Source organism: Leifsonia xyli subsp. xyli str. CTCB07 (genome assembly GCF_000007665.1).
GTDB lineage: Bacteria > Actinomycetota > Actinomycetes > Actinomycetales > Microbacteriaceae > Leifsonia > Leifsonia xyli_C.
Genome location: NC_006087.1, coordinates 639,042 through 662,759, shown reverse-complemented (window position 1 = coordinate 662,759; position 23,718 = coordinate 639,042). Strand labels below are relative to the sequence as shown.

28 protein-coding genes and 2 pseudogenes are annotated in these 23,718 nt (G+C 69.8%); 8 read left to right on the top strand and 22 right to left on the bottom strand.

Annotated features, from left to right (window positions below; all coding sequences use genetic code 11):
• Nucleotide 1: 1 nt before the first annotated feature.
• Together LXX_RS15325 and LXX_RS16550 are read left to right on the top strand one after the other, a co-directional pair.
• The gene (locus tag LXX_RS15325; RefSeq protein WP_223227705.1) at nucleotides 2-202 is read left to right on the top strand and encodes a hypothetical protein; all 201 of its coding nucleotides are present in this window, start codon (nucleotides 2-4) and stop codon (nucleotides 200-202) included.
• On the top strand, nucleotides 124-633 hold the full coding sequence (locus tag LXX_RS16550; protein ID WP_370558469.1) for a M23 family metallopeptidase: 510 nt from the start codon (nucleotides 124-126) through the stop codon (nucleotides 631-633). The genes LXX_RS15325 and LXX_RS16550 overlap by 79 nt, the downstream gene beginning before the upstream one ends.
• Nucleotides 634-905: 272 nt before the next feature.
• Here LXX_RS16550 and LXX_RS12555 read toward each other — a convergent pair whose 3' ends face one another.
• From LXX_RS12555 to msrB, 7 genes are all read right to left on the bottom strand, one after another.
• Nucleotides 906-1,589 carry a GntR family transcriptional regulator gene (locus tag LXX_RS12555; RefSeq protein WP_011185605.1) on the bottom strand — a complete coding sequence of 228 codons (684 nt, stop codon included), beginning with the start codon at nucleotides 1,587-1,589 and terminating at the stop codon, nucleotides 906-908.
• 77 nt (nucleotides 1,590-1,666) lie between these two features.
• The gene (locus tag LXX_RS03225) at nucleotides 1,667-2,059 is read right to left on the bottom strand and encodes a hypothetical protein (protein ID WP_011185604.1); all 393 of its coding nucleotides are present in this window, start codon (nucleotides 2,057-2,059) and stop codon (nucleotides 1,667-1,669) included.
• A gap of 28 nt (nucleotides 2,060-2,087) precedes the next feature.
• On the bottom strand, nucleotides 2,088-4,151 hold the full coding sequence (locus LXX_RS03220; protein ID WP_011185603.1) for a PTS fructose transporter subunit IIABC: 2,064 nt from the start codon (nucleotides 4,149-4,151) through the stop codon (nucleotides 2,088-2,090).
• Between the two features lie 32 nt (nucleotides 4,152-4,183).
• Nucleotides 4,184-5,131 carry a 1-phosphofructokinase gene (gene pfkB, locus LXX_RS03215; protein ID WP_011185602.1) on the bottom strand — a complete coding sequence of 316 codons (948 nt, stop codon included), beginning with the start codon at nucleotides 5,129-5,131 and terminating at the stop codon, nucleotides 4,184-4,186.
• Nucleotides 5,128-5,913, bottom strand: a complete 786-nt coding sequence (locus LXX_RS03210) for a DeoR/GlpR family DNA-binding transcription regulator (RefSeq protein ID WP_011185601.1) — start codon at nucleotides 5,911-5,913, stop codon at nucleotides 5,128-5,130. Before LXX_RS03210 ends, pfkB begins: the two co-directional genes overlap by 4 nt.
• A 419-nt stretch (nucleotides 5,914-6,332) precedes the next feature.
• The gene (gene msrA, locus LXX_RS03205) at nucleotides 6,333-6,842 is read right to left on the bottom strand and encodes a peptide-methionine (S)-S-oxide reductase MsrA (RefSeq protein ID WP_011185600.1); all 510 of its coding nucleotides are present in this window, start codon (nucleotides 6,840-6,842) and stop codon (nucleotides 6,333-6,335) included.
• On the bottom strand, nucleotides 6,839-7,306 hold the full coding sequence (gene msrB, locus LXX_RS03200) for a peptide-methionine (R)-S-oxide reductase MsrB (RefSeq protein ID WP_011185599.1): 468 nt from the start codon (nucleotides 7,304-7,306) through the stop codon (nucleotides 6,839-6,841). The genes msrA and msrB overlap by 4 nt, the downstream gene beginning before the upstream one ends.
• Before the next feature lie 248 nt (nucleotides 7,307-7,554).
• Here msrB and LXX_RS03195 point away from each other — a divergent pair, with 248 nt between their 5' ends.
• The gene (locus LXX_RS03195; RefSeq protein ID WP_041767204.1) at nucleotides 7,555-8,550 is read left to right on the top strand and encodes an SDR family oxidoreductase; all 996 of its coding nucleotides are present in this window, start codon (nucleotides 7,555-7,557) and stop codon (nucleotides 8,548-8,550) included.
• Here LXX_RS03195 and LXX_RS03190 read toward each other — a convergent pair.
• Nucleotides 8,476-9,399 (bottom strand): gamma-glutamyl-gamma-aminobutyrate hydrolase family protein, encoded by a 924-nt coding sequence (locus LXX_RS03190; protein WP_223227704.1) that lies wholly within the window; start codon nucleotides 9,397-9,399, stop codon nucleotides 8,476-8,478. The two genes, LXX_RS03195 and LXX_RS03190, sit on opposite strands and share 75 nt — an antisense overlap.
• A gap of 141 nt (nucleotides 9,400-9,540) precedes the next feature.
• Here LXX_RS03190 and LXX_RS03185 point away from each other — a divergent pair, with 141 nt between their 5' ends.
• From LXX_RS03185 to LXX_RS03175, 3 genes are read left to right on the top strand one after another with little or no spacing between them, the layout of a single operon-like run.
• Nucleotides 9,541-10,263, top strand: a complete 723-nt coding sequence (locus tag LXX_RS03185; protein WP_041767202.1) for a TPM domain-containing protein — start codon at nucleotides 9,541-9,543, stop codon at nucleotides 10,261-10,263.
• Complete coding sequence (locus tag LXX_RS03180; RefSeq protein ID WP_011185597.1) at nucleotides 10,260-11,204, top strand: arginase family protein; 945 nt, start codon at nucleotides 10,260-10,262, stop codon at nucleotides 11,202-11,204. Before LXX_RS03185 ends, LXX_RS03180 begins: the two co-directional genes overlap by 4 nt.
• A 40-nt stretch (nucleotides 11,205-11,244) precedes the next feature.
• A complete protein-coding gene (locus LXX_RS03175; protein WP_011185596.1) occupies nucleotides 11,245-12,030 on the top strand; it encodes a crotonase/enoyl-CoA hydratase family protein in 786 nt (261 codons plus the stop codon).
• Nucleotides 12,031-12,057: 27 nt separating this feature from the next.
• Here the strand turns inward: LXX_RS03175 and LXX_RS14820 are convergent, their stop codons facing one another.
• Nucleotides 12,058-12,273, bottom strand: coding sequence for a hypothetical protein (locus LXX_RS14820; protein ID WP_176714772.1), 216 nt, complete (start codon nucleotides 12,271-12,273; stop codon nucleotides 12,058-12,060).
• Between LXX_RS14820 and LXX_RS03170 the strand changes: the two are divergent.
• Together LXX_RS03170 and LXX_RS14135 are read left to right on the top strand one after the other, a co-directional pair.
• Nucleotides 12,173-13,592, top strand: a pseudogene (locus LXX_RS03170) (NAD(P)/FAD-dependent oxidoreductase). The gene LXX_RS14820 and the pseudogene LXX_RS03170 overlap by 101 nt on opposite strands.
• A gap of 121 nt (nucleotides 13,593-13,713) precedes the next feature.
• Nucleotides 13,714-14,112, top strand: coding sequence for a hypothetical protein (locus LXX_RS14135; RefSeq protein WP_141692824.1), 399 nt, complete (start codon nucleotides 13,714-13,716; stop codon nucleotides 14,110-14,112).
• Between the two features lie 58 nt (nucleotides 14,113-14,170).
• Here the strand turns inward: LXX_RS14135 and csrA are convergent, their stop codons facing one another.
• The 13 genes and pseudogenes from csrA to fliG all read right to left on the bottom strand — a co-directional run bounded on the left by csrA (nucleotide 14,171) and on the right by fliG (nucleotide 23,631).
• Nucleotides 14,171-14,428: a carbon storage regulator CsrA gene (gene csrA, locus LXX_RS03160; RefSeq protein ID WP_011185595.1), complete on the bottom strand. Its 258-nt coding sequence runs from the start codon at nucleotides 14,426-14,428 to the stop codon at nucleotides 14,171-14,173.
• A 159-nt stretch (nucleotides 14,429-14,587) separates the two neighbouring features.
• A pseudogene (locus LXX_RS13390) lies at nucleotides 14,588-15,245 on the bottom strand (FHIPEP family type III secretion protein); the annotation flags it as partial.
• Between the two features lie 25 nt (nucleotides 15,246-15,270).
• Nucleotides 15,271-16,158: a MotA/TolQ/ExbB proton channel family protein gene (locus LXX_RS03145; protein ID WP_011185594.1), complete on the bottom strand. Its 888-nt coding sequence runs from the start codon at nucleotides 16,156-16,158 to the stop codon at nucleotides 15,271-15,273.
• 52 nt (nucleotides 16,159-16,210) lie between these two features.
• Entirely contained in the window at nucleotides 16,211-16,441 is a 231-nt protein-coding gene (locus LXX_RS03140; RefSeq protein ID WP_011185593.1) for a flagellar FlbD family protein, read from the bottom strand.
• A gap of 82 nt (nucleotides 16,442-16,523) precedes the next feature.
• Nucleotides 16,524-17,696, bottom strand: a complete 1,173-nt coding sequence (locus LXX_RS03135) for a flagellar hook protein FlgE (protein ID WP_011185592.1) — start codon at nucleotides 17,694-17,696, stop codon at nucleotides 16,524-16,526.
• A 22-nt stretch (nucleotides 17,697-17,718) separates the two neighbouring features.
• On the bottom strand, nucleotides 17,719-17,877 hold the full coding sequence (locus LXX_RS14130) for a hypothetical protein (RefSeq protein WP_011185591.1): 159 nt from the start codon (nucleotides 17,875-17,877) through the stop codon (nucleotides 17,719-17,721).
• A complete protein-coding gene (locus LXX_RS12550) occupies nucleotides 17,874-18,137 on the bottom strand; it encodes a flagellar hook assembly protein FlgD (RefSeq protein ID WP_223227746.1) in 264 nt (87 codons plus the stop codon). The genes LXX_RS14130 and LXX_RS12550 overlap by 4 nt, the downstream gene beginning before the upstream one ends.
• A 25-nt stretch (nucleotides 18,138-18,162) precedes the next feature.
• Nucleotides 18,163-19,506: a flagellar hook-length control protein FliK gene (locus LXX_RS03125; RefSeq protein WP_041767193.1), complete on the bottom strand. Its 1,344-nt coding sequence runs from the start codon at nucleotides 19,504-19,506 to the stop codon at nucleotides 18,163-18,165.
• The gene (locus LXX_RS03120) at nucleotides 19,503-20,303 is read right to left on the bottom strand and encodes a C40 family peptidase (RefSeq protein ID WP_050737827.1); all 801 of its coding nucleotides are present in this window, start codon (nucleotides 20,301-20,303) and stop codon (nucleotides 19,503-19,505) included. Before LXX_RS03120 ends, LXX_RS03125 begins: the two co-directional genes overlap by 4 nt.
• Complete coding sequence (locus tag LXX_RS03115; RefSeq protein ID WP_050737826.1) at nucleotides 20,300-20,725, bottom strand: hypothetical protein; 426 nt, start codon at nucleotides 20,723-20,725, stop codon at nucleotides 20,300-20,302. The genes LXX_RS03120 and LXX_RS03115 overlap by 4 nt, the downstream gene beginning before the upstream one ends.
• A complete protein-coding gene (locus LXX_RS03110; protein WP_011185589.1) occupies nucleotides 20,722-22,047 on the bottom strand; it encodes a FliI/YscN family ATPase in 1,326 nt (441 codons plus the stop codon). The genes LXX_RS03115 and LXX_RS03110 overlap by 4 nt, the downstream gene beginning before the upstream one ends.
• Nucleotides 22,044-22,601 (bottom strand): FliH/SctL family protein, encoded by a 558-nt coding sequence (locus LXX_RS03105; RefSeq protein WP_011185588.1) that lies wholly within the window; start codon nucleotides 22,599-22,601, stop codon nucleotides 22,044-22,046. The genes LXX_RS03110 and LXX_RS03105 overlap by 4 nt, the downstream gene beginning before the upstream one ends.
• On the bottom strand, nucleotides 22,591-23,631 hold the full coding sequence (gene fliG / locus LXX_RS03100) for a flagellar motor switch protein FliG (protein ID WP_011185587.1): 1,041 nt from the start codon (nucleotides 23,629-23,631) through the stop codon (nucleotides 22,591-22,593). The genes LXX_RS03105 and fliG overlap by 11 nt, the downstream gene beginning before the upstream one ends.
• Nucleotides 23,632-23,718: the final 87 nt, after the last annotated feature.

Here is a 23,718-nt window from a genome sequence, read left to right as displayed (position 1 = left end):
GGTGACTTTTCGATCGCAGAACGGACCCGCACTGGCCCGGCGCTCCCTCACGCTCGTCCTCACGGCCATCTGCAGCCTCACCATCGTCGGCCTCCCGGCCCCCTCCCTCGCCGCTGTCGCCGCATCAGCACCGCCCGCCTCAGCGTCGCAAACGCTGTCGACGTCGCACAGCGACTCGACCGCGAGCAGGCCGCCGTCATAACCCCACCGTCCGTCTTCTGGCCGCTCGCGCCCGGCGTCGACATCACCGACGGCTTCGGCCCACGCACCGCGCCCACGGCGGGCGCGTCCACGAACCACCGCGGGATCGACTTCGCGGCGCCGCTCGGCACTCCGGTCCGCTCCGTGTACGGCGGGGTCGTGATCAGCACCCAGCCCAGCGACCTCGGCGGCTGTGGCCTCTCCGTCGAGGTGGCCCACGAGTTCCACGGGCACAGCATCGTCACCCGATACTGCCACCTCGACACGCTCGCTGTTCAGCCCGGACAGCAGCTCTCCGGCGGAGAGACCCTCGGCACGCTCGGCTCCTCGTGCGTCTCGACCGGACCCCACCTGCACTTCGAGCTGATGGTGGACGGCACGCACGTCGACCCCCAGGACTGGCTCGGAAACAACACGAAAGGATGGCTATGAACGCCTACGAAATCCCCTGCGTCGCCCGTGGACGCTAGATCACCGTCACCGTGGAAGCCGCAGACGCCGCACGCGCGGAAGCCGTCCTTCTGAAGGCTGTCGAGCCGGCCACCATCCTCGGCCCGGTCCTGGAGCGAGAGGAGTCCCTGACCCACGCTGTGTGACCCGCCCCCGTGACGAACCCGAATCATCGCGGTCGGCGACCTGATACGGCGGATGCCCCGGCTCTTTCTGGAGCCGGGGCATCCGCTGCTTGGAGCCGAGTGCGGGGCTCAGCGCCCCGAAGCCTCCTCGCCGGGGCGGAAGTTCGGGAGCTGAAACAGCGCATCGGTCGCCCGCCGGCCACGCAGGCCGTCCCGCTCAGCGATCGCCGCGGACAGCTCGTTCAGGAAGCGCACCGTCGACTCGCTATCGAGGATCTGCACCAGGCGGGCGACCCGGATCTTGTAGGAAAGCCCGTCGACGGTCTCCCGAAAGAGCTTGATCAAGAGGGTGTTCTTGGAGTGCTCGACCAGCTTTCCGTAGGCCGTGAGCACATTCGCCCGGATCCGATCGGCATCCGCGTCCTTCACTCCCGCAATCGCCTGCGAGAGCAGCTTGTCGAGTTCTCGCGCCTGCGCGGCCGTCAAGGCCGGTATCGCGATCGCCGCCGCGCCGCCATAGATGACCCCGAGCACCGCGAGGGCCTCGAGCGCCTCGGAGTCCGAGTGCAGCATCGCGACCCGCGTGTAGCGGTTCGGCTCCATCTCGATGAGGCCGACGCGGGCGAGCTCGTTGAGAGCGTCGCGGATCGGTGTGCGAGAGGTCCCCAGCCATTCCTGCAACGCCTCGTCCTGCAGCGTCTCACCGGGTTTCAGCGTGCCATCCATGATCGCATCGCGGATCTGGTCGCGGACGACATCCCGCAGGAGCACGCGCTTCGGCGCGACGGACTGTTTCGTCACCGGAATCGGCATGACTTCTCCTTGTGTCAGTGGTCAACGCTACAGCGTACTACAACTTCGACATATCGAAAGTTGAAACATTAAAACTTCTACGATGGGTCGGTGTCGTCGACGATCCGCAGCGGGAGCCCCTGCGAGCACCGGGCCTGGAGGCGCAGTTCGTAGCCGTGGCCGATGCGCTCGAGAAGCTCGAACGGGTCCACGCCCTCGATCGCGAACTCCCGCACCGGCAGGCTGCCGCCCGCGGCCGCTGCAGCGCGAGCCAGGATGTCGCCCCCGGCCGGAAGCCGATCGCGGGCGATCGCCAGCACCCGGAGCTCCCGCCGTCCGTCGCCCACGACGATGTCCATCCCCAGGACAGACCAGCGCTTCGCGTCCAGACCGACCAGCTCTTCCAGTCGCGGTCCCGAGATCCGCTGGTCGACCCGGACGGTGCCGCTCCAATCCGGGGTGTTCATCGCCGAACCCTGCTCTGTGGACATCGGTGCTCCTTCCGTCGTGGAGGCAACGCTAGTGCGTCCAGGCCATCGCGACCGCAGCGACAGTCTGCTCGGACGGATCGGCGGCCACGGCCGCGCTCCGCGGCGCCACGAAACGCTTGAGGACGACGGCGACGAGAGCGGTCACGACGGTTCCTGCGGCGAGCGCGAGCAAGAAGCCCCCGACCGGGTCGATGGCGAAGAACACGAAGATGCCGCCGTGCGGGGAGCGCGACTCCACTCCCAGCGCCATCGCGAGGCCGCCTGCGACAGCGCCTCCGGCCAGATTCGCCGGGATGACGCGCAGCGGGTCCGCAGCGGCGAACGGGATGGCGCCTTCGGAGATGAAGGAGGCCCCGAGCAGCCAGGCGGCCGCGCCATTCTCACGCTCGACACGGGTGAACCCGCGACGGTAGAAGACAGTGGAGGCGAGCGCCATGCCGAGCGGTGGCACCATTCCGGCGATCATGACGGCGGCCATGATCTGGAAGCTGGCTTCGGTCTGCTGAGCGAGACCGGCGACGGCGAAGGCGTAAGCGACTTTGTTCACAGGACCGCCGAGGTCGAGGCACATCATCAGGCCCAGGATGACGCCGAGCACGATCGCCCCGGCGCCGGTGAGGCCGTTGAGGAAGCCCGTCAGCTGTGTCATCAGCAACGCGATCGGCGCTCCAAGGATCAAGAGCATCAGACCGGAGGCGATGACCGACGCGCCAAGCGGGATGACGACGACCGGCATCAGGCCGCGCAGCCAGCGCGGAACGGCGGGACGGCAGATCAGCCAGGCGGCGAAGCCGGCGAGCAGCCCGCCGATCAGGCCGCCGAGGAAGCCGGCGTTCATGAAGACGGCGATCGCGCCGGCGACGAAGCCGGGGGCGATGCCGGGCCGGTCGGCGATCGCGAAGGCGATGTAGCCGGCCAGCGCCGGGACGAGGAAGCCGAGGCTCAGGGCACCGATCTGGAACGCGATCGCGCCGAGGTAATAGCCGAGACCCTCCGGCGGCAGGTTCCAGATCGCGAAGTGCTGCAGCGTGTAGACGGCGTTGTTGACGCCGGAGTCGCCGTGTGAGAGCGCGATGCCGTAGCCGCCGAGGAATGGCAGGAAGCTGATCGCGATGAGGAGGCCGCCGCCGGCGACGAACGGAATCATGTAGCTGACGCCAGTGAGCAGGATGCGCTGGAGGTTGCGGCCCCACGAGAGGCGCTCGGCGGGAGCGGAGCCGGCCACCGCCCCCGGCGCGGCGACCCGTGCCCCGTTCGGGTCGCCCGCCACGGCGACCGCCTCGGCGATCAATTCGGACGGACGCTCGATGCCGCTCTTGACACCGGTACGGACGACGGGCTTCCCGGCGAAGCGGGACTCCTCGCGCACATCGACGTCGTTCGCGAAGATGATGGCGTCCGCGGCGTCGATCGCACTCTGCGGGAGGGGCTGGTAGCCGCTCGACCCCTGCGGCTCGACGGAGAGGTCGATGCCGGCGGCCTTTCCTGCGGCGCTCAGGGCGTCGGCGGCCATGAAGGTGTGGGCGATTCCGGTGGCGCAGGACGTGACGGCGACGATCCGCGCGGGGCGGCCGTTGACGATCAGGCCGTGGGTCGCGGCGGTGTGCGGGGAGGGCGGAGCCGATTCGGGCGCAGCGTCATCTCCTTCGATCGCTCCGTTGACGAGCGCGACGATCTCCTCAGGAGTCTTCGCCGCGCGCAGCCGGGCGGTGAACTCGTCCAGCAGGAGGCTGCGCGCGAGCTTGGACAGCACGACCAGATGCATCTCCTCGGCGCCCTCGGGCGCGGCGATGAGGAAGACGAGGTCGGCCGGACCGTCCGGCGCGCCGAAGTCGGCGCCCGGCGTCAGACGGGCGAACGCGATCGAGGGGACCGCGATAGTGGCGCTTTTCGCGTGCGGGATGGCGATGCCGCCGGAAACGCCCGTGTCATCCTTCTGTTCGCGTGCCCAGACGTCCGCGTAGAGGACGTCGGCGTCGGTCGCGCGGCCACCGGCGGCGAGACACTCGGCGAGCACGCGGATGACGGCGCTCTTATCGGCTGCGCCGATGTCGAGGACGACAAGTTCGGGGGCGATGGTCTTCGATGACACAGGTTCCTCCAAGGGTGAGCGGGTTTCAGGGTTCAGGGTTGGAGTGCGGCGACACGGATATCGTCGCGGGGCAGGTCCGCGGGGTGCGGGGCCTGGGTTCCGGGGAGCGCTGCGGCGGCGGAACCGTAGCGGATGGCGCCGGCGAGCCGCTGGGGAGCGGACGCTCCGGCGACATCGGCCAGCAGGTAACCGGCCAGGGCGCTGTCCCCGGCTCCGACGGTGCTTTGCACCCGGATGCGCGGGGCCGCCGCGACATAGCCGCCGCTGGGCGTGACGAGGATGGAGCCACGGGAGCCGAGGGTGATCAGCGCCGCGCCGACCCGTCCGGGGACCAGCGTGCGGGCGACACGGAGAACGGACCGCTCGACGTCGCCCGGATCGAGCGCGGCGCCGGAGAGCTCGGCCAGTTCGTCGTCGTTGGGCTTGATGAGGTCGGGACGCGCGTCGGCGACGACCGTGCGCAGCGCCTCTCCCGCGGTGTCGACGGCCACACGTGGCGCGGCCTCGCCCCAGCGCTCGCGAACGGCGCGGATGACGGTCACGTAGAAGTCGTCGCCCACCCCGGGCGGAAGCGAACCGGCGAGGACGAGCCAGCTCGCGCCGGCGCAGGCGTCGACCACCGCCTCGCCCAGGGTTTCCGCCTCCTCGGCGCGCAGAGTCGCTCCGGGCAGGTTGAGCTTGGTCGTCGCCCCGGCGGGGTCGGTGATGGTCAGATTCGCCCGCGCGTGACCGTGGATCGCGACCGGACGGGTGGGGACCGCGGAGCTGCGCAGGACGGCGCCGAATGGATCGTCTCCGGCGAGCGGCAGGACCGCCAGGGTCGAGACGCCGGCGGCGGCGATCACGCGGGCGACGGTGATGCCCTTGCCGCCAGCGTCCTCCCGGGACGAAGCGGCGAACTGCACCTCTCCCGGCCGCAGCGGTCCGGCGAGCGCGACGGCGCGGTCGAGCGAGGGGTTCGCGGTGAGGGTGACGATCATGGCGACCACACCTCGGCCCCGGCGGCGGCGAGCGCGTCGGCGAGCGCGCCCTCCGGCTCGCGATCGGTCACCAGCACGTCGATGGCGTCCAGGGGCGCGAACGAGACCAGGCACTCCTGACAGAATTTGCTCGCATCGGCAACGAGGACAACCCGGAGCGCGGCGCGGACGATGGCCTCTTTCACCGCCGCCTCCTCGGGATCGGGGGTGCTCATCCCGAACCCGGCGGAGAGGCCGTTGGCGCCGACAAAGACAATGTCGGTGCGGAGCGATTGGATGGCGCGCACGGTTCCCGCACCGACCGCGGCAGCGGTCACCCCCCGGATGCGGCCACCGACCACCGTCAGCGAGACACGGGCGGCGCAGGCGAGCGCCGGGGCCAGGGTGAGCGAGTGCGTGACCACTTCGGCGACGCCCCGAACGGCGGCGAGCCGTTCGGGCAGAAGTCGTGCGACAGCCGCGGTGGTCGTCCCGGCGTCGAAGTAGAGGGACCCGTGGAAGTCGGCGGCGAGGACGTCCAGGGCGCGCGCCGCGATCAGCTGCTTCGTTGCCGCGCGCAGCCCGCTGCGCTCGGCCACGGGGACCTCGGCCGTGCCGATCCGTTCGGTGGCGACGGCTCCGCCGTGAACCCGGCGAAGAATCCCCGCCTGCTCGAGCACGCGCAGGTCGCGGCGGACCGTTTCGGTGGTGACAGCGAACCGCTCGGCGAGATCGACGACGGCGACACGGCCACCCTCTTCGAGCACGCGCTCGATCAGCCCCTGACGCTCCAGTGGATACACGCGCCGCCTCCTTCAAGGTGCAACATAACACGATATTATCCAACTCAAAACAACAGATATGGCCGGTTGTTTTATGCCCGTTTCACAAAGAGCGCCCTGGAAAACCCGTAAAATCGTCGTCGCACGGGCATTCTTCGCACGCCGGCGCGGGAGACTGCCGATCATGCGCACGAGGAGCGCGCCCAAACCGGCGATCGTCAACCCGCCACGGCGGCATCGGCGCAGAACTGGCCAGCTGGCTGAACGGCTCCGGGACGGAGCGCACTGCCCACTCCCACTGCGACCGGGTCGGCCTCGCAGGCAACCTGGCCCAAATGCCGGGCCACCGCATCCGGACCGGCCGCGCGCTCGACATCGTCCCGCGGACCGCGCACCTGGAGGTGGCGGTGCCGCTGGAGCGAGAGCCCGACCGGCCGGGCTCAGTCCCCCGCTGCCTCGCGCTTCGGGAGCGTCCAGCCCGGACGCGGGAAGTGGCAGGTGTAGCCCCACGGGATACGCTCCAGGTAGTCCTGGTGCTCCGGCCCGGCCTCCCAGAACGGGCCGGCCGGGCTCACCTCGGTGACGACCTTGCCGGACCAGAGCCCGGAGGCGTCCACCTCCGCGATGGTCTCCTCGGCGACACGGCGCTGCTCCTCGTCCTCGTAGAAGATCGCGGAGCGGTAGCTGGCGCCGACATCGTTGCCCTGGCGGTTCGCGGTCGAGGGATCGTGGATCTGGAAGAAGAACTCGAGCAGGTCGCGGTAGCCGATGCGCGACGGGTCGAACTCGATCTCAATGGCCTCGGCATGGCTGCCGTGATTGCGGTACGTAGCGTTCGGGACATCGCCGCCGGTGTACCCGACGCGGGTGCGCAGGACACCGGGACGCTTCCGGATGAGGTCCTGCATGCCCCAGAAACACCCTCCGGCGAGGATCGCTCTCTCTGTCATCGCCGCCCTCCTTCTCCCTCATTCTCGAACAGGCGCTTGTAATCGCCATAGCCCTGCTCGTCCAGTTCCGCGAGCGGGACGAAACGGAGCGCGGCGGAGTTGACGCAGTAGCGCAGCCCGCCGGCCTCGGCGGGGCCGTCGTCGAAGAGATGGCCGAGGTGGCTGTCGCCGTGCGCGGAACGCACTTCGGTGCGCAACGTCCCGAAGGACCGGTCGGTCTTCTCGACGATGTTCCCCGGCTCAACCGGGACGGTGAAACTCGGCCAGCCCGAACGGCTATCGTACTTGTCCACGGAGGCGAAGAGCGGCTCGCCCGACACGATATCGACGTAGAGCCCCGCCTCGTGGCTGTTCCAGAACTCGTTGCGGAACGCCGGCTCGGTCGCCGACTCCTGCGTGACCGCGAACTGCGCGGCGGTGAGCCGGCCGATCGCATCCCGATCCTTGCGGTACTCCTGTGTCACGGTTCCTCCTCGGTGGGGCGCACTGGCCGCGACGCCGTCACTGAGACAGAACAGCGGAGGGGGCGAGGATGGTCACGGCATTCCTGCCAGTTCGCTGTGAGCGCGGAAGCTGCAGGACGGCCAGCACCGCAATGAACCTCTAGTCATATGTGGAATATAAGCAAGTCCTCTTCTTGAGCGGGAGCGCTCTCGGACTAATCTGGTCGTTCTGGGGGACATGACGATGGCGACGATGTGAGGAGCAGGGGATGGCAGCGACACGGATACTCTTCATCGGCGGTACGGGGGTCATCAGTTCCGCGTGCGTCGCTGAGGCGCTGAAACAGGGACACGAGGTGACCGTCGTGAACCGGGGATCGAAGACGCAGCGGCGGCTGCCGGACGGGGTGGAAGCGCTGCACGCCGACATCCGGGACCCGGAGAGCATGCATGCCGTTCTGGGCCAGCGGAGCTTCGATGTGGCCGCGGAGTTCCTCGCTTTCACGCCCGAGCACATCCACACCGACTTCGACCTGTTCGAGGGGCGGGTCGGACAGTACATGTTCATCAGCTCGGCGTCCTCCTACCAGACACCGCCGTCACGGCTGCCGGTGACCGAGTCCACTCCCCTGCGGAACCCGTTCTGGCAGTATTCGCGCGACAAGATCGCGTGCGAAGACCTGCTCGTCCAGGGGTATCGCGAGCGGGGTTTCCCGATCACGATCGTGCGGCCGTCGCACACCTACGACCGGACGATGATCCCGACGAGTGGGCACTGGACCGACCTCGAACGGATGCGCCGGGGCGCGCCGGTGGTGGTCCACGGCGACGGGACAGGCCGCTGGACGATCACGCACAGCACCGACTTCGCGGTCGCGTTCACCGGGCTGCTGGGCCGGCCGGAGGCTGTGGGCGACACGTTCCACATCACGTCCGACGAGGCGCCGACCTGGGACCAGATCTATTGCTACCTGGCCGAGGCGCTCGGCGTCGAGGCCGAGCTCGTGCATGTGGCGAGCGAGTCGATCGCTGCGGCCGTGCCGGAACTCGGTCCCGGCCTGCTCGGCGACAAAGCCCACTCCATGCAGTTCGACAACAGCAAGGTCAAAGCCCTGGTGCCGGAGTTCCGGGCCCGGGTGCCGTTCGCACGCGGTGCGGGCGAGATCGTCGAGTGGTTCCTGGGAGACAGCTCACGTCAGCGCCTCGACCCGGACCTGGACGCCGCCTTCGACCGGCTGGTGGAGCACGCACGGGCCTTCGGGTGACACGGCTTCCTCTCCGCCCCGGCCGCCCGGTCCTTCCTCCAGCCACGACGGCGGTGCGGTGACGCTTCGAGAGCGCGGTCCGGCGGGCAGAGCACCCTCGTCGCCAGCGGCACAGGACCGCACAGCGACCGTGCTCACACGGCGGCGAGCGCCGGGACGCGCAGCCATCTGACCAGCGGGCGCGCCCGGATCCTCCGGATGCCACTGGACAGCGAGGATCGGGGCCGAATCGTGCTCGATCGCCTCGATGTGCCCGTCCGGAGCGCGGCCGGCGACGACGAGACCGGCTCCGAGCGCGTCCACAGCCTGATGGTGGGCGCTGCGAACCCGGGCGACCGGGCCGAGGAGCGCTTCCACACGGCTGCCGGATTCCAGCAGCACGGCGTGATCGGTGAGCGTATCGGGGACCGGCGCCCCCCGGTTGACATGGATGCCGTCGCCAAGATCCTGCACGAGCGTGCCGCCAAGCGCCACATTGACGATCTGAAGTCCCCGGCAGATGCCGAGGAGCGGGACGCTGCGCTCCACCGCCTGGCGTACGAGGGCGATCTGCGCCGCGTCGGCCGTCTCGAGGTACCGCCCTTCGTTCGCATAACCGCTCGGTCCGCCGTAGAAGCGCGGCGCGATGTCCTCGCCGCCGACGATCACGACAGCGTCCGCGCCGGCGGTGCGGTCGAGCACGACGCTGGCTCCCCGGTCGGCAGCGGTGCGCGTGACCGTCCAGCCGGCCTCCGCCGCACGGGCGAGCACGGCCCCGACGAGCAGTTGCGCGTACACGTGGTATGCCGGATCGTGGCCGCGGAACCGCGTCGCCTCGACCACAGCGAGCGTGTGCGCGGAAGTGGACACACCGCTCATTCTGGGGGTGGCCGCCAGGCCGCGCATCCCGGGCCGTAACAGGCGGCAACAGTGACAGCGGCCCGCCCTCTCAATAGACTCGGCTCGAACCCAAGGAGAGTTCGGAAAGCGGGGTGCGCGGGCTTGAGACGAGTGCTGACCGGGATGCTCCTTGCGGCCGGACTGGCGGTGATCCCGGCGGTGTTCGCGGAAGCGGCCCCGGCTTCCTCCGCTGAATCGGCTTCGGCTCCGCGGTCCGTCTCGACACAGGACCCCGTCTCCCTGGGCAGCAGTCACGTCCTGGATCAGGCCGGTGTGCTCAGCCGCGGCGACACCAAACGCATCGAGAACGCCGCGAAGAAGCTCCGCTCGGACCACAAACTCGACCTCTACGTCGTCTTCGTCGACCGGTTCACCGGCCCGGAGGACGCCGAGGACTGGGCAAACGAGACGGCCTCGGAGAACGGCCTCGGGCCGACGGACTATCTGCTCGCCATCGCGGCCGACGGACACGCCTACTCTCTCTCCGGCGACGACATCGGCCCGGTCGACGACGACCGGTTGGGCAAGATCGAGCAAAACGACATCGAACCCCGGCTGCACGACTCCGAGTGGGCCGGTGCGGCCATCGCCGCCGCTCAGGGGCTCGGGGACGCGGTCGACGGCGGGAGCGACGGCCCCGCTTTCCTCGTGCTGTCCCTCCTCGGCGCGATCCTCATCGGCGGCGCTGCGCTCTTCGTCGTTCGCTGGCGGCGGAGGAAGAAGGCCGCCGGAGGCGCGGAGCCCGGACAGCCACCCGCAGGGCCACAGCGCCGAACACGCCGGGACGGCGATCCGCTTCCCGGTCCGGAGCTGAATCAGAAGGACAAGGGATGAGCGGTGCGTCGTTCCTCGTCATCCCGCAATGGCAGGGTTCCGGTTCGTCGCGGGCCATGCGCCTGATCGACGGCGCGGAAGCCGTCCTCGGCGACCTCCCGGTCTCGCGAACCCACGTCGTGACCGTTCCGGCTGCGGCCGGCGAGGCGCTCGGGACCGGGGTTCAGCGGTACTCGTCGCTCACCGCGATCCGCGAGCTGGCCGCCGCGGAGATCGAGGTGCTCGCAGCACCGATCGTGACCGTGGGTGGAGACTGCGGCGCGGACCTGGCGAGCGTACAGCACGCGGTTTCCACTCGTCCCGGGGGCGCGCTCGCGCTCGTCTGGTTCGACGCACACGGCGATCTGAACGACGTCGCCACTTCGCCGTCGGGGGCGTTTCACGGAATGGTGCTGCGCGCTCTGCTCGGCGACGGACCGGACGGACTCGCCTCGACGGGCTCCGCTGTCCTGAAGCCGTCCTCCATCGTGCTCGCCGGGACGCGCGCACTGGACGAGGGCGAGTCGGCCTTCGTGGCGAAGAACGGCATCCGGGTCGTCGAACCGGGCGACTTCGATGACCCAGACGCCCTCGTCCGCGCCGTCGGGGCCTCCGGAGCGACCGCGGTGTATCTGCACATCGACCTGGATGTCCTCGACCCGGCGGTGGTGGACGGGATCGGGTCTCCAGAGCCGTTCGGGGTGACGACGGAGCAGCTGTGCGATGCCATCCGGGCGCTGCGGGCGCGGTTCGAGCTGGCCGGGGCGGCGGTGACGGAGTTCGCCCCGGAGTCGGCGGAGGCGGCGGTCCGGGATTTGCCGGTGATCCTGCGAGTTCTGGGCGCGCTGACGAGCCCGGTCGCGGGTCCGCGCACCTCTGGCACTCCGGTCGCACCCGTTTCCCCGGACGCTCCTTCCTCCACAGCGTCCGGTCCGCAGCGGTTATCCACAGATGCGCCGTGACCCGGATGACTCCTGTCCAGCCCGGCGGTAGCTTGAGAGCATGACCGAGCCCAAGATCCTGACCGAACGGCGAGGGCACATCCTGCTGATCGGCTTCAACCGGCCAGAGAAGCGCAACGCTGCGGACTTCGAGCTGCTGACCGCTCTCGCCGAGGCCTACGGCGAGCTCGAATGGAATCCGGAACTGCGCGTCGGCGTCGTCCACGCCATCGGCGACCATTTCACCGCCGGTCTCGACCTCGCCGACCTCGGCCCGCGCATCGGCAGCGGCGGACTCTCGTTCGTCTCCGGAACCGGCATCGACCCCTGGCAGGTCTCCGGCCGCTCCCTCAGCAAGCCCGTCGTCATCGCCGTCCAGGGCACATGCCTCACACTCGGAATCGAACTCGTCCTCGTCGCCGACATCGCGGTCGCAGCCCGTGGAACCGTGTTCGGCCAGATCGAGGTCACCCGCGGCATCCTGCCGTTCGGTGGCGCGACCATCCGCTTTCCGCGCGCCGCAGGGTGGGGCGATGCCATGCGCTACATCCTCACCGGCGACACCTTCGACGCCGCAGAGGCCCACCGCATCGGCCTCGTCCAGGAGATCGTCGACGACGGCGAACAGCTGGCGGCGGCGCTCGGCATCGCGGAACGCATCGCCTCCCAGGCTCCGCTCGCGGTGCAGGCAGCGCTGCGCAATGCCAAAGCAGCCGTCCGCGAAGGGGACGACGTGGCGGAGGCCGAGCTGCCGGCGGAACTGGTCCGGCTGGCGGGAAGCGAAGACGCCCGGATCTGGATGGAAGCTTTCCTGACGCGAACGGAGGCGCGGTTCATGGGGCGGTAGCAGCGGGTCACAGGCGGTGGCAGCGGGTCACAACTCACCCCGCGGCCCGGTGTCCCACACCAGCCATCCGCTCTCGTTCTCGTTCTCGCCCGTCTTCTTCTCGCCCGTCCCCCACCGCACAGCTCGACAAGCAGGAGGAAGAATGACCACACCCACCGAGTACGACGTCATCGTGATCGGGGCCGGGGCGATCGGCGAGAACGTAGCGGACCGGGCAACCCAGGGCGGGATGCGCACGGTCATCGTGGAAGCCGAACTCGTCGGAGGCGAATGCTCGTACTGGGCGTGTATGCCCTCAAAGGCGTTGTTGCGCTCCGCTGCGGCGTTGCGCGCGGCCCAGCGGGTGGGCGGCGCGCGCGAGGCAGTGACCGGGCCCCTGGATCAGACGGCGGTGCTGAAGCGCCGCTACATCATGACGAGCGGCTGGAAGGACGACAGCCAGGTCGACTGGCTGAAGGGCGCAGGCATCGACCTCGTGTACGGGCGGGCGACGATCGCCGCGCCACGAGAAGTCGCCGTCACCGACGAAGACGGCGCCGTGACCGTGCTGACAGCGAAGCACGCGGTCGCGGTGTGTACGGGCTCGGCCGCACTGATGCCAGACATCCCCGGGCTGCGCGAGTCCGGGCCGTGGACCAGCCGCGACGCGACGAGCGCGCAGCGGATTCCGGCGTCGCTCGCGATCCTCGGCGGCGGGGGGTCGGCACAGAGATGGCGACGGCGTACGCCGAACTCGGCGCCGAGGTTCACCTCATCTCCCGCAGCGGCCTCCTCAGCGGAAACGAACCGTTCGCCGGCGAGGCGGTGGCCGCCGCCCTGCGCGAACTCGGCGCGACCCTGCACCTGGACACGGCGCCCACCGCGGTCGAGCGCAGCGCCGGCGGCCGGTTCCGTCTCCGGCTGGACGACGGCGCGACCGTCGAGACGGATGAGCTGCTCGTCGCGACCGGCCGCGTCCCCCGCACCGGCGGTCTCGGCCTGGACGCCTTCGGCCTCGAAGACGGAGACTGGCTGAAGGTCGGCGACAGCATGCGGGTCGTGGACGAGCACAGCGAGCCCGTGGCGGAGGGCTGGCTCTACGGGGTCGGCGACGTCAACCGCCGCGCGCTGCTCACCCACCAGGGCAAGTACCAGGCCCGCGCCGCCGGCGACGCAATCGCGGCCCGGGCGAAGGGCCGCGAGCTCCCCCTCGCACCGTGGAGCGCTTTCGCCGCGACGGCCGACACCGAGCCGTCCCCCAGGTGACGTTCACTGACCCCGAGGTCGCCTCGGCCGGGCTCACCGCGTCGGCGGCGGAGAAGGCCGGCTACCGCATCCGCATCGTCGACTACCCCCTCGGGAGCGTCAGCGGTGCCTCCGTCGTCGCGGACAACTAAGGCCGCGCGCGGATGGTCGTAGACGAAGACCGGAAGGTCGTCCTCGGTGTGACCTTCGTCGGCCAGGATGTCGGCGAGCTCCTCCACTCGGCCACGGTCGCGGTCGTCGGCGAGGTCCCACTCGACCGGCTCTGGCACGCCGTTCCGTCGTACCCGCGCTGGAGACACGGATGGGGTCGACGCTGAGCACGCGGGTGGTGTGCCAGCGCATGTTGCGGATCTCGGAGGCAGCCGCCGCCGAGGAGAGGTTGTACGCCCAGCCGCAGGCGCTGCTGGTGACGAACCGGTTGAGGTCGAGGAAGCCGGTTTGGAGGGCATTGCGCTCGATCAGGGCGCGGAGGCGGAGGATGAGATCGTCGATCTCCTGCGGCTCGAGGGCGTACTGGGCGGAGGCGCGGTGGGCGATCATCTTGTCGTAGTCGGCGTTTCCCAGCAGTTCGATGATCATCCACCGGGCGGTGGTCTCCTCGATCTCCGCGGTCACGGCCTGGGCGGCGATGGCGCTGATCCGGGCGTCGATGATGGCACGCTTGGCACTTGCGTTGTTCGCCATGATGGGCCTGTGCGTGGGAAGGGGCGTTTTTCCAGAGACATCATGGCGATGTGCCTCGTACAGGGGGAAGGGGTCTCACCGGAGTGGTCTCTCCGCGTGCCCATCTCTGCACTCATGCCCCGGCTATGCGACGGGGCGGGCCAGACGGTGTGAGTTCTCCTGGCCGGGCGTGTCACCGGCGCGCTGAGTGCGGGCTGGACCGGCTCGCAGCTCAGCGCGGTGGCGGGTCCTCGGCGTTCTGGAGAGCGGTGAGGGAGGCGATCAGCTCGAACTCGGCGGCCGGGTTCCGCATGGCGGCGCTGCGGTTCTCCGCTTCGATCGCCTTGCGCACTTCGTCGCGCTGGATGCGGATGCCCCGGGGTGCGCTGATGCCGATGCGGATACCGTCGCCGCGGGTGTCGAGGACGGTGATCTCGATATCGTCGCCGATGAGAATCTTCTCGCCCTGTTTCCGGGTGAGGACAAGCATGCTGGTCCGTTCGTTGAGGTGGTCGGCGCTGAGGGGTCAGCCGAGCGCGCCGCTGTTGTCAGACCAGCCGACCGGCACGCCGAGGAGCACGGTCGAGTCGGGGGTGGTCGTGTCGGCGACGCCGAGCGCCGCGATCGCGTCGATGCCGGTGCCGGCATCGGCGATCGCCTCCTGGATCGCCAGGCCGTCCTGGAGGGTGCCGATCGCGATGCCGCCGACGATGTTGATGACGATGATCAGGATTCCGGCGATCGCGTCGCCCTTGACGAATTTGCTGGCGCCGTCCATCGCGCCATAGAAGTCGTCCTCCGCAGCGACCTCCGCCCGGCGCTCGCGCGCCTGGCTGTCGGTGATGAGCCCGGCGTTGAGATCGGCTTCGATCGCCATCTGCTTGCCGGGCATGGCGTCCAGGGTGAAGCGCGCCGACCTCGGCCACGCGTTCGGCTCCTTTGGTGACGACGACGAACTGGATGACGACCAGGATGAGGAAGACGACGCCGCCGATGATGTTTCCGCCGACGGCGACGTGGCCGAAGGTCTGGATGACCTGGCCGGCGAACCCGTTTCCGAGCACGAGGCGGGTGGAGGCGACGTTCAGCCCGAGCCGCAGCAGGGTCGCGACCAGGAGCAGCGACGGGAAGACAGAGAAGTCGAGGGGCTTCTTGACGAACATGGTCGTCAGCAGGACGACGACACCGAAGACGATGTTCACGGTGATCAACACGTCGAGCGCCCAGGAGGGCACCGGAACGATGAGCAGGAGGATGACGCCGACGACCCCGAGGGGCACGGCGATCACCGGCAGGTTCTTCCTCACGGCTACAGCTATGCAGCGGAGCCGGTCAGGAGCTGGGGGTCCGCGGGGGCGGCAGGTGCAGGACGCTGTCGAGGGAGGCGCCGCGCTTGCGGAGCATCATGACGAACGCGAGGACGTGTGCGACCTGCCCGAAGTGCTCGTTCGGGATCGGCTGACCGAGCGGGACATCCCTGTGGAGCGCGCGGGCCAGCGGGAGGTCCTGCACCATCGGGACGCCGGCGGACCGTGCCTCTTCCCGGATGCGGGTCGCGACGAAGTCGGCTCCCTTAGCGACGACGCGGGGGGCGGACTTCCCCGCCTCGACGATCAGGTGCATCCGCTCGGACTCCAACTCCGCGAGCCGGTACAGGCGGGTGCCCAGCGGCAGCCAGATGAAGTTGGCCGACACGAGACCCCACAGAGTGGCGATGAACGCACTGGCGATCATCGGTCCGAGTTTGTCCGGGCTGGACAGGTTCTCGAGCACATGAGCGAGCGAGACGACCGGGCCGATGATGCCGACAGTCGGGGCGTAACCGCCCATCGTCGTGAAGTACTTCGACGCGTTCTTCTCCGCATGAGTGCGGGTCTGGATCTCTTCTTCGAGCAGGTCCGGGAGATCCTCGGAGTCTTTGCCGTCCGTGAGACCCTGCAACGCAGTCTTGAAGAACGGGTCGCCGATCCGGTCCCCTTCGCCGTCGAGGGCGAGCAGGCCATTGCAGCGGGCCTTGTCGGCCAGCTCGACGATGCTGTCGATCGTCGCCGGGAAGTTCGGCTTCTTGCCTTTGAGCGCCTTCGGGATCGCCGCGAACCCGCGAACGCCGTCGGTGATGGTCGATCCGGCGAACCCGATCGCGATCGTCGCGCCGAACACGAGGATCATGGGGCCGGGAAGCAGCAGAGAGACGACCGGGGTTTGCTCGATGAACACCATGAGAGAACGGCGCCGAACGCTCCGAGGACACCGACGATCATTCCGAGGTCCATCAGCGGGAACCTCCCCCGCCGAGGGGGCCGACGCCGTGTTCGTACGCGACGGCGAGGACCTTGGCTCGATAGGCGGCGATGAGGTCGATGATCGTGTCGACGTCTTCCAGAACCACATAGCGAACACCGTCGACCATCGTGACGGCCGAGTCGGGGTCGGAGGTGATGCGTTCGATCAGGTCGGGGTTGACCGCGAATTGCGCCCCGTTCAACTTGGTCACTTTGATCATTCGGCTCTCCGGAAACGTGGGCGAGGGAATCTCCCCTCTCCGCTGGCGAAGGACGGCAGAGCGCCTCTGGGCGGCGGGCGGATCAGCGGCTCTTGAGCTGGGTCAGCTCCTGCAGGATTTCGTCGCTGGTGGTGATGACACGGGCACTGGCCTGGAACGCACGCTGGGAGACGATCAGGTTGGTGAACTCCCTGCCGAGGTCGACGTTGGAGCCTTCGTACGCGCCGACGGTGATGGTGCCGGTTCCGGAGTCGGCGGCGACCTGCGGGATACCGGAGTCGGCCGTGGCGGTGAACGCGGAGCTCCCCGCTTTCTGGAAGCCGCTCGGGTTGGAGAAAGTCGCCACGGCGACCCGGCCGATCGCCAGGCGGGCGCCGTTGGAGAACGACCCCTCGATGGTGCCGTCCTGGTCGAAGGTGAAGGACTGGAGGGCGCCCGCGGCGGAGCCATTCTGCTTGGTGATGCCAGCGGAGGTGGCTCCGGCGTAGACCGTCATCTGGGTCATGTCCACGCTGATGCCGCCGACGGCGAGTGTGCCACCCGTGCTGCGCGCCCCTGCGGTGAAGGCGAGGGGGCCGGAGGCGGTGGCCCCGTTCGCATCGGCGGCGTTGACGCTCCAGCTGCCGCCGCCGGAGCTGGTGAAGGTGAGCGTCAACGTGCGTTCGCCGCCGGCGGCGTCGTGTACCCGCACGCTCGAGGAGACGACGGCGCCGGCCGCGGCGTCCGAGGGGAGGTTGCCGGTGGCTGTGGCGCTCGTGGTCGCCACGGCCGGGGACTGCACGTTCAGCGGGATGGTGATGGTGCTGGGTGCGACGCCGCTGTTGACCACGCCGCCGGCCGCTCCCCACCCCTGGACGCGGGCCCCATCGGGGGTGACCAGGGTGCCGCTGTCGTCGGTGGTGAAGTTACCGGCGCGGGTGTACTGAGTCTGGCCGGCTGAGCGGATGACGAAGAACCCGTCGCCATTGAGCGTGAGGTTGGTGGCCTTGCCGGTGGTCTGGGTGGCACCCTGAGTCCAGTCGGTGTCGATGCCGGCGGCGCGGACGCCGAGGCCGACTGCGGCCGGGGTGGTGCCGCCGATGACATCGGTGGGCGCGGACGCGGTGCGGGTCACCTGGGAGAGCGCGTCCTCGAACTGGACAGAGGACGCCTTGAACCCGGCGGTGTTCACATTGGCGATGTTGTTGGCCGTGACGTCGAGCATCGTCTGCTGGGCCTGGAGGCCGAAGACACCGGAGTCGAGAGAACGAAGCATGGTGAGCCTTTCGTGGGAGGGGTCAGGCGTCGGTTTGGTCGATGCCGACGATCTGGGAGAAGGCGACGGTGGTGTCGCCGATCTTCATGAGCGGCCCCGAGCTGGTCAGGGACACTCCGGTGGCGACGCCGGTCTGGGTCTTGCCGTCCGGGGCGAGGTAGCTCAGGCGCTTGCCGATCATCGACGAGGCGACGCTGGCCTGGTGCAGGCCGAGGTCGCTGGTGAGGGCCGAATGATGTCTTGCATGGATCGCATCATCGCCAGCTGCGTCGTCTGCTGGACCATCTGCGCGGTGTCCATCGGTGAGGTCGGGTCCTGGTTCTGAAGCTGAACGACGAGCAGGTGCATGAACTGCTCAGCTCCCATCGTCTGAACCGGCTGTCTGGTCGGCTGCGTGGCGTACAGGGAAGGGGTGGAGTTCGCCGAGGCGATGGAGTTCACAGCGGTCAACGAGACGCTCCCGGGGTCAGGCGAGGACATCGAGGGTGTAAACGCTCCGCCGGGCGATGGTGCGGTTGTCCGGGGCGTCCTGCCCTCCGCCGCCGATCTCACCGCGACGGTTGCCTTCCTGTGGCTGCGCCCAGGAGTGCTGAGCGTGATCTTCCCTATCGGCCGACTGCCCGGTTTGGTCAGCGACGTTCACGAATCCGTTCGCGTTCGCGGCGTTCAGATCGGCGCGGAGCTCAGGGAGGATGTGCCGGAGGGCCTCTCGGCCAGCCTCGCTCGGCGCGGACAGCTCGAAACGGACCGTCGTAACCGTGAGGTGCGCGCGGACAGTGACGGGGCCGAACTCGTCCGGAGCGCCCGGACGATGACGCTCTGCTCGCCGTTCTCCCCCCTGTGCCAGCGCCAGCATCGGCTGGAAGAGCTGCTGGCTCAGCGGCTGCTGCGGGTTCGGAGCGATGAGCTGCGGCACGGCCGGGGGCGCGGCAGGCGGGCTCACCCACTGCGGGACCTGCGCGGCGGGGGCTGAGGAGGCAACGGCCGCCCACTCGGCGCGCAGCGCCGGCGAGGCGTCGGAGGGCAGAGGGCGAGCGGCGACCGGACGGCCCAGCGCCGGGCGCTCCACAGCCGAAGGACCCAGCACCGGACCCAACGCGACCGAACGATCCGGCACCAGGCCGAGCGTGGCCGGGCGATCCGGGGCCGGGAGCGCCGCCGTGGGACCTGCAGCGGTCGTGGGCAGCGCTGCCGCCTCCCCCGCCGCTGCGGCCAGCGGATGAGGCAGCGGCTGTGACACAAACACCTGCGGCACACGAGCGGCCGGGGCGGGAGCGCAGAAGCCGTCCGACATGCCCGGGCTGCTGGCTGCCGGTCGAGCGGCTGATGCGAGGGCGGAGGGAGCCGGAGCCGCCGGTGGGGCCGACGCCCCAGGAGCGGTCGCGTCTGGCTGCGGGAGGAGCGGTGCGGTGGCCGCCGCGCTTGTGAACGTGCTCGCCGGGGGCGGGTCCGTCGCCGGGCGGTCCGGTTTCTCGTCCGTGTCGTCGTGGTCTGCGCAGCGGGCGTCCTGAGCGGTCGCGTCGGACAGCGTCGATCGCCGTTCGAGCGGGGTGGGAGCCGCAAGCGCGACGGCGAAGAGCGCGGGGGCCGTGACGGGAGCGGCCATCTCCGGGTCAGCGCTCGACGGGGAGACCGGCACGGCTGCCGGCGGCTTGGCCTGGACTGTCCCGTCCGGGGCCGCCGCTTTGGCCTGCTGGGTGGCGTGGCCCAGGAGAAGCCTGAACAGGCCAGCGGCACCGGCTGCACTGCTCGTGGCGCCGCTGGTGGGCGCCGGGGCGCCGGGCGACGCGGTCGCGATAGTCGTGATCATCGGGTTCCTCCTGCCAGGAGAGCGGCCAGGGAGCGCTGCTGGGAAGCGGTGGACGGGGCGGGCAGAGACCCGAGCTGCGACGGGTCTGCGCCGAGACGGAGCAGGGCGGCGAGCTGAGACGCCTGCGCGCTGGACACCCCGGAGAGACTGCTGCCGCCCGGCGAGGGGCCGAACAGGGGTGAGAGAGATCGTGAGGACAGCCCGGAGGAGGCGGCCTGAGACAGACGCCACGGAGACGACGGGGCCGGGACGATCCGGCGGATGTCCTGGATGCCGGACGGGTCGAGCCAATTGGCCGTCTCGGTGACAGTGCGGCCGGCGTCTGGGGCGTGGATGACCTTCCCCTCGCCCGCGTAGATGACGATGTGCCCGTTGCCCTTGGTGGAGATGAGATCACCGGGCTGAAGGCCGGAGAACAGGACCTCCACCCCGACGCTCCCCCGCCCGGACACCAGACGAGGCAGGCTGACGCCGAGGTCGGCGTAGACGCGCTGGACAAGTCCGGAGCAGTCCAGTCCGGCGGAGGTGGCGCCGCCGGGCACATAGGGGACGCCGATGTACCTCCGGGCCTGGGCGACGACATCCTGCCCCGTGACGCCGGTGTCGACGAGAGCGCCGGCGGTCGCGGTCGCGCCCTTCGCCGCGGAGAGCGCCAGAGCGAAGCCGTCGGCCGACACGGACGCCGGGTTCGCCGCCGTCGCCGCCGAGCCGGCCCCCGGGGCGGCCAGCGTCCCGCCGAAAGCGTCCATCTGCGTCTGGATCTGCTCGATCCGGCTCACCGTGGCAACGAACATCATCGCGTGGTCCTTCCGTCCTGGCGACGCCACGACGTGACAGCGGCTTCGTCGAGGGCGGCCTGCTCGGCGCGAAGGCCCTCCACAGCGGCGGTGGTCTGGTGGCGCTCGTACAGCTTCTCGATCCCGCGGGCCTGGCCTTTCGCCGTCTGGTGAGCCGTCGCGACGGTACGCGCAGCGGCGGTCTCGTGCATGATGGCGAGCCCAGCGAGCATGGATTGGAAGGACGCCCGGGACATCGCGAGCGCCAGCAGAGTCCGGTCGGACACCGTTCCCGGCTCCGCACCGGCCATCTCCGAACGGATGCGGGCCCGCTGATCGTGGACCCGGTCGAGGGCCCGGTTCACGTCGGCGAACGCGGCGGCCGCGATCTGCTCCTGCAGGTTCCGCAGCCGCAGCAGGCCGGAGAGCGGGAACCCGCTCATCGGAAACCCCCGAACCCGGTGACGAGTTCGCCCAGGTCGGTCCACGCGGCCTCGGCAGTCGTCTGCTCCCCCATCCCCTGCTGGAGGAAGGCGGCGATCCGGTCCTCGTGCTCGACGCCGGCGTCGACCAGCGGGTTCGCACCGGGCTTGTAAGCGCCGACGTCGAGAAGATCCTGTGCCGCGCGCCGGGCGGCCATCACCTTCCGCAGGGCGGTCGCCGCCGCCTGCTGGCCGGGCGTGCAGATCTTCCCGGCGAGACGGGAGATCGAGCCCAGCACGTCGATCGACGGGAAGTGGCCGTTGATCGCGAGCTTCCGGTCGAGGAGGACGTGGCCGTCGAGGATGGACCGAGCGGCGTCGGCGATCGGCTCGTTGTGGTCGTCGCCGTCGACGAGGACGGTGTAGAGGCCCGTGATCGAGCCGGTCTTGGCGGTGCCGGCCCGCTCGAGCAGAGAGGCCAGCGTGGAGAACGTCGACGACGGATACCCCCGGGTCGCCGGGGGCTCCCCTGCGGAGAGGCCGATCTCCCGCTGCGCCATCGCGACGCGGGTGAGAGAGTCCATCATCAGCATCGCGTCAGCGCCGTTGTCGCGGAAGGACTCGGCGATCCGCGTGGCGGCGAACGCAGCACGCCTCCGCATGAGCGCTGGCTCGTCGCTGGTGGCGACGACGACGACAGACCGGGCGAGACCGTCTGCGCCGAGGTCGTCTTCCAGGAACTCGCGGACCTCGCGGCCTCGCTCGCCGATGAGGGCGAGGACGAAGACGTCGGCGTCGGTGCCGCGGGCGATCATCGACAGCAGGGAGGACTTGCCGACGCCGGAACCGGCGAACAGGCCGAGTCTTTGACCACGGCCGACGGGGATGAGCGTGTCGAGCGCGCGGACGCCGAGCGGCAACGGGGTGTCGATGCGAGCGCGGTCCAGCGGGTTCGGGACGGCGTTGTCCAGCGGTAGACAGGAGGTCGCGTCCAGGGGGCCTTTCCCATCGATCGGGTGACCGAGACCGTTGATGACCCGGCCGAGGAGTCCGCGGCCGGTGGGGACCGTCGGCGGACGTAGCGCGAATCGGGCGCCGGCTCCGGTGGAGTGCCCAGCGGCGGGAGTCATCGGCATGCACGTCATCTCGGGGCCGACGGCGACGATCTGAGCGTGGGTGACGCTGCCGGGCTCACCGATCTCGACGAGGTCGCCGACAGCGCCACGCAGCCCGGCGACAGTGAGCGAGAGCCCGACTGCGCTGGTGACGGCGCCGACGCGCTCGGGTGCGGCGACCCGGAGCGCCGCAGCGTAACGGTCGGCGCCGGGCCGGTACCCCGTCATGCGTGCGTTCCCGTGAGGACGATGCGGGCGCGGTCGAGGGCGGCGCAGATGCGAGCGTCGATGAACCCGTCCGTCATCCGGATCTGCGCGTCGCCCGTGTTCGCGCCGGCAAGGAGGCTGACGTCGGCGGGGCTCATGTGGACGGCGACGACCTGTTCGTCGGCGACGGCGGCCAGGGCGCGGCGAAGCGTGTCCGCTGCGGTGACGTGGCCTTCCGCCACTTCGCGACCGAGGATCGCCTCGGCGAGTTCGAGCCCGGCCTCCACGAGGGCGTCGTCGGCGTCCTGGATCACGGGAGCCTGCCGGGCGTTCAGACGCCCGATCGCGGCGCGGATGGCGGCGACAGCCTGGTCGACCTGCCGCTGCTGGCGCTCGATCGCGTCGCCGATCCGCTGCTGCCTGACGGCCTCCGCGGCGATGTGCTCTTCCTGCGCTTTCCGGGTGCCATCGGCGTAGCCGGCCGCGTACCCCCGGGCGCGTTCGGTCTCAGCGCCGGGGATCGCCCGGGCGCGGACCTGTGGGTACGCTGCGGGTGCGAACGACCTACTCGACATACTGCTCGTCCTCGGAACGCTGCACCGTGATCAGGCCCTCCGCTTCGAGGGTGCGGATGGCTCGGACGATCTCGGAGCGAGCCTCCTCGACCTTGGAAACGCGGACGGAGCCGAGGATTTCCAGTTCGTCCTCCAGGGTCTCGCGGTTGCGCTCGGACAGGTTGTTCTTGATCGCCTCCTGCACCGGCTGCGGGGAGCCCTCCATCGCCAGGGCGAGGACCGGCAGGTCGATGCCGCGGAGGACATGCTGGACGTCGCGGTCTTCGAGCTTGACGATGTCGTTGAAGGTGAGCATGCGGGAGCGGATCTCTGCGGCGAGGCCGGGATCGCGGCTCTCCAGCTCTTCGAGGACGGTCTTCTCGATGGCGACGGCGGCCCGGTTGATCATCTCCACGAGCGGCTGGACTCCACCGGACGCCTCGTTCTGATCCTTCGTCGAGATGACCAGGCCGGAACGCACACGCAACGTCTCCGCAATGCCGCGGACGGCTTCGGGGCTGGCGGTTGTCATCGTCGCCACACAGTGGGCCACCTCGGTGCGAATGGAGTCGTTGAGCGCAGTGAGGACCTTGGAAGCCTGGTCGGGGCGCAGGTGGGCGAGGACGACCGCGGAGGTGTGCGGGAGTCCCCCGTCCAGGAGCATCGCGACCTGGTGCGGGTCGGCGTTGTAGAGGAAATCGAACGCCCGGCCTGCGAGCGAGGACGTCACGCGCGACATCACCGACGCGGCCCGCTCGGAGCCGAAGGTCGCCTCGAGCAGCTCAGCGGCGATGTCGCGGCCACCGCGGGTCCGGGACGAGCTGCGGACCGACAGCTCGTGGAAGTCGTGGAGCACCCGGTCGACGTCGCTGCTGTCGACGTTCTTCAGCTTGACGATCGCCGCGGTGATCTCCTCCGCCTGGCCCTCCGGCATATGCTGGAGGATTGCGGAGGCGGCGGACTGGTCCATGTTGATCAGGACCAGGGCGGCTCGCTCGATGCCGGTGAGTTCGACTCGCTGCTCGTTCTCGGGATGTCTCTGGTCGGTCACGGAGCGCTCCTGTCATCCATGAAGCCGGGAGGAACTCTGCGGCGCGCGCGGGGTCGCTGAGGGCGAGCGCGTCGAGCTCCTGCTTGC

Coding starts and splice junctions, on each gene's coding strand:
- LXX_RS12555 (WP_011185605.1), bottom strand. CDS start 1,589: ATGCCGATTCCGGTGACGAAACAGTCCGTCGCGCCGAAGCGCGTGCTC.
- LXX_RS03225 (WP_011185604.1), bottom strand. CDS start 2,059: ATGTCCACAGAGCAGGGTTCGGCGATGAACACCCCGGATTGGAGCGGC.
- pfkB (WP_011185602.1), bottom strand. CDS start 5,131: ATGATCGTCACCCTCACCGCGAACCCCTCGCTCGACCGCGCCGTCGCG.
- msrA (WP_011185600.1), bottom strand. CDS start 6,842: ATGACAGAGAGAGCGATCCTCGCCGGAGGGTGTTTCTGGGGCATGCAG.
- LXX_RS03195 (WP_041767204.1), top strand. CDS start 7,555: ATGGCAGCGACACGGATACTCTTCATCGGCGGTACGGGGGTCATCAGT.
- LXX_RS03180 (WP_011185597.1), top strand. CDS start 10,260: ATGAGCGGTGCGTCGTTCCTCGTCATCCCGCAATGGCAGGGTTCCGGT.
- LXX_RS03175 (WP_011185596.1), top strand. CDS start 11,245: ATGACCGAGCCCAAGATCCTGACCGAACGGCGAGGGCACATCCTGCTG.
- LXX_RS14820 (WP_176714772.1), bottom strand. CDS start 12,273: ATGACCGTGCGCATCCCGCCCTGGGTTGCCCGGTCCGCTACGTTCTCG.
- csrA (WP_011185595.1), bottom strand. CDS start 14,428: ATGCTTGTCCTCACCCGGAAACAGGGCGAGAAGATTCTCATCGGCGAC.
- LXX_RS03145 (WP_011185594.1), bottom strand. CDS start 16,158: ATGGTGTTCATCGAGCAAACCCCGGTCGTCTCTCTGCTGCTTCCCGGC.
- LXX_RS03140 (WP_011185593.1), bottom strand. CDS start 16,441: ATGATCAAAGTGACCAAGTTGAACGGGGCGCAATTCGCGGTCAACCCC.
- LXX_RS03135 (WP_011185592.1), bottom strand. CDS start 17,696: ATGCTTCGTTCTCTCGACTCCGGTGTCTTCGGCCTCCAGGCCCAGCAG.
- LXX_RS14130 (WP_011185591.1), bottom strand. CDS start 17,877: ATGATCGGCAAGCGCCTGAGCTACCTCGCCCCGGACGGCAAGACCCAG.
- LXX_RS03125 (WP_041767193.1), bottom strand. CDS start 19,506: ATGATCACGACTATCGCGACCGCGTCGCCCGGCGCCCCGGCGCCCACC.
- LXX_RS03120 (WP_050737827.1), bottom strand. CDS start 20,303: ATGATGTTCGTTGCCACGGTGAGCCGGATCGAGCAGATCCAGACGCAG.
- LXX_RS03115 (WP_050737826.1), bottom strand. CDS start 20,725: ATGAGCGGGTTCCCGCTCTCCGGCCTGCTGCGGCTGCGGAACCTGCAG.
- LXX_RS03110 (WP_011185589.1), bottom strand. CDS start 22,047: ATGACGGGGTACCGGCCCGGCGCCGACCGTTACGCTGCGGCGCTCCGG.
- LXX_RS03105 (WP_011185588.1), bottom strand. CDS start 22,601: ATGTCGAGTAGGTCGTTCGCACCCGCAGCGTACCCACAGGTCCGCGCC.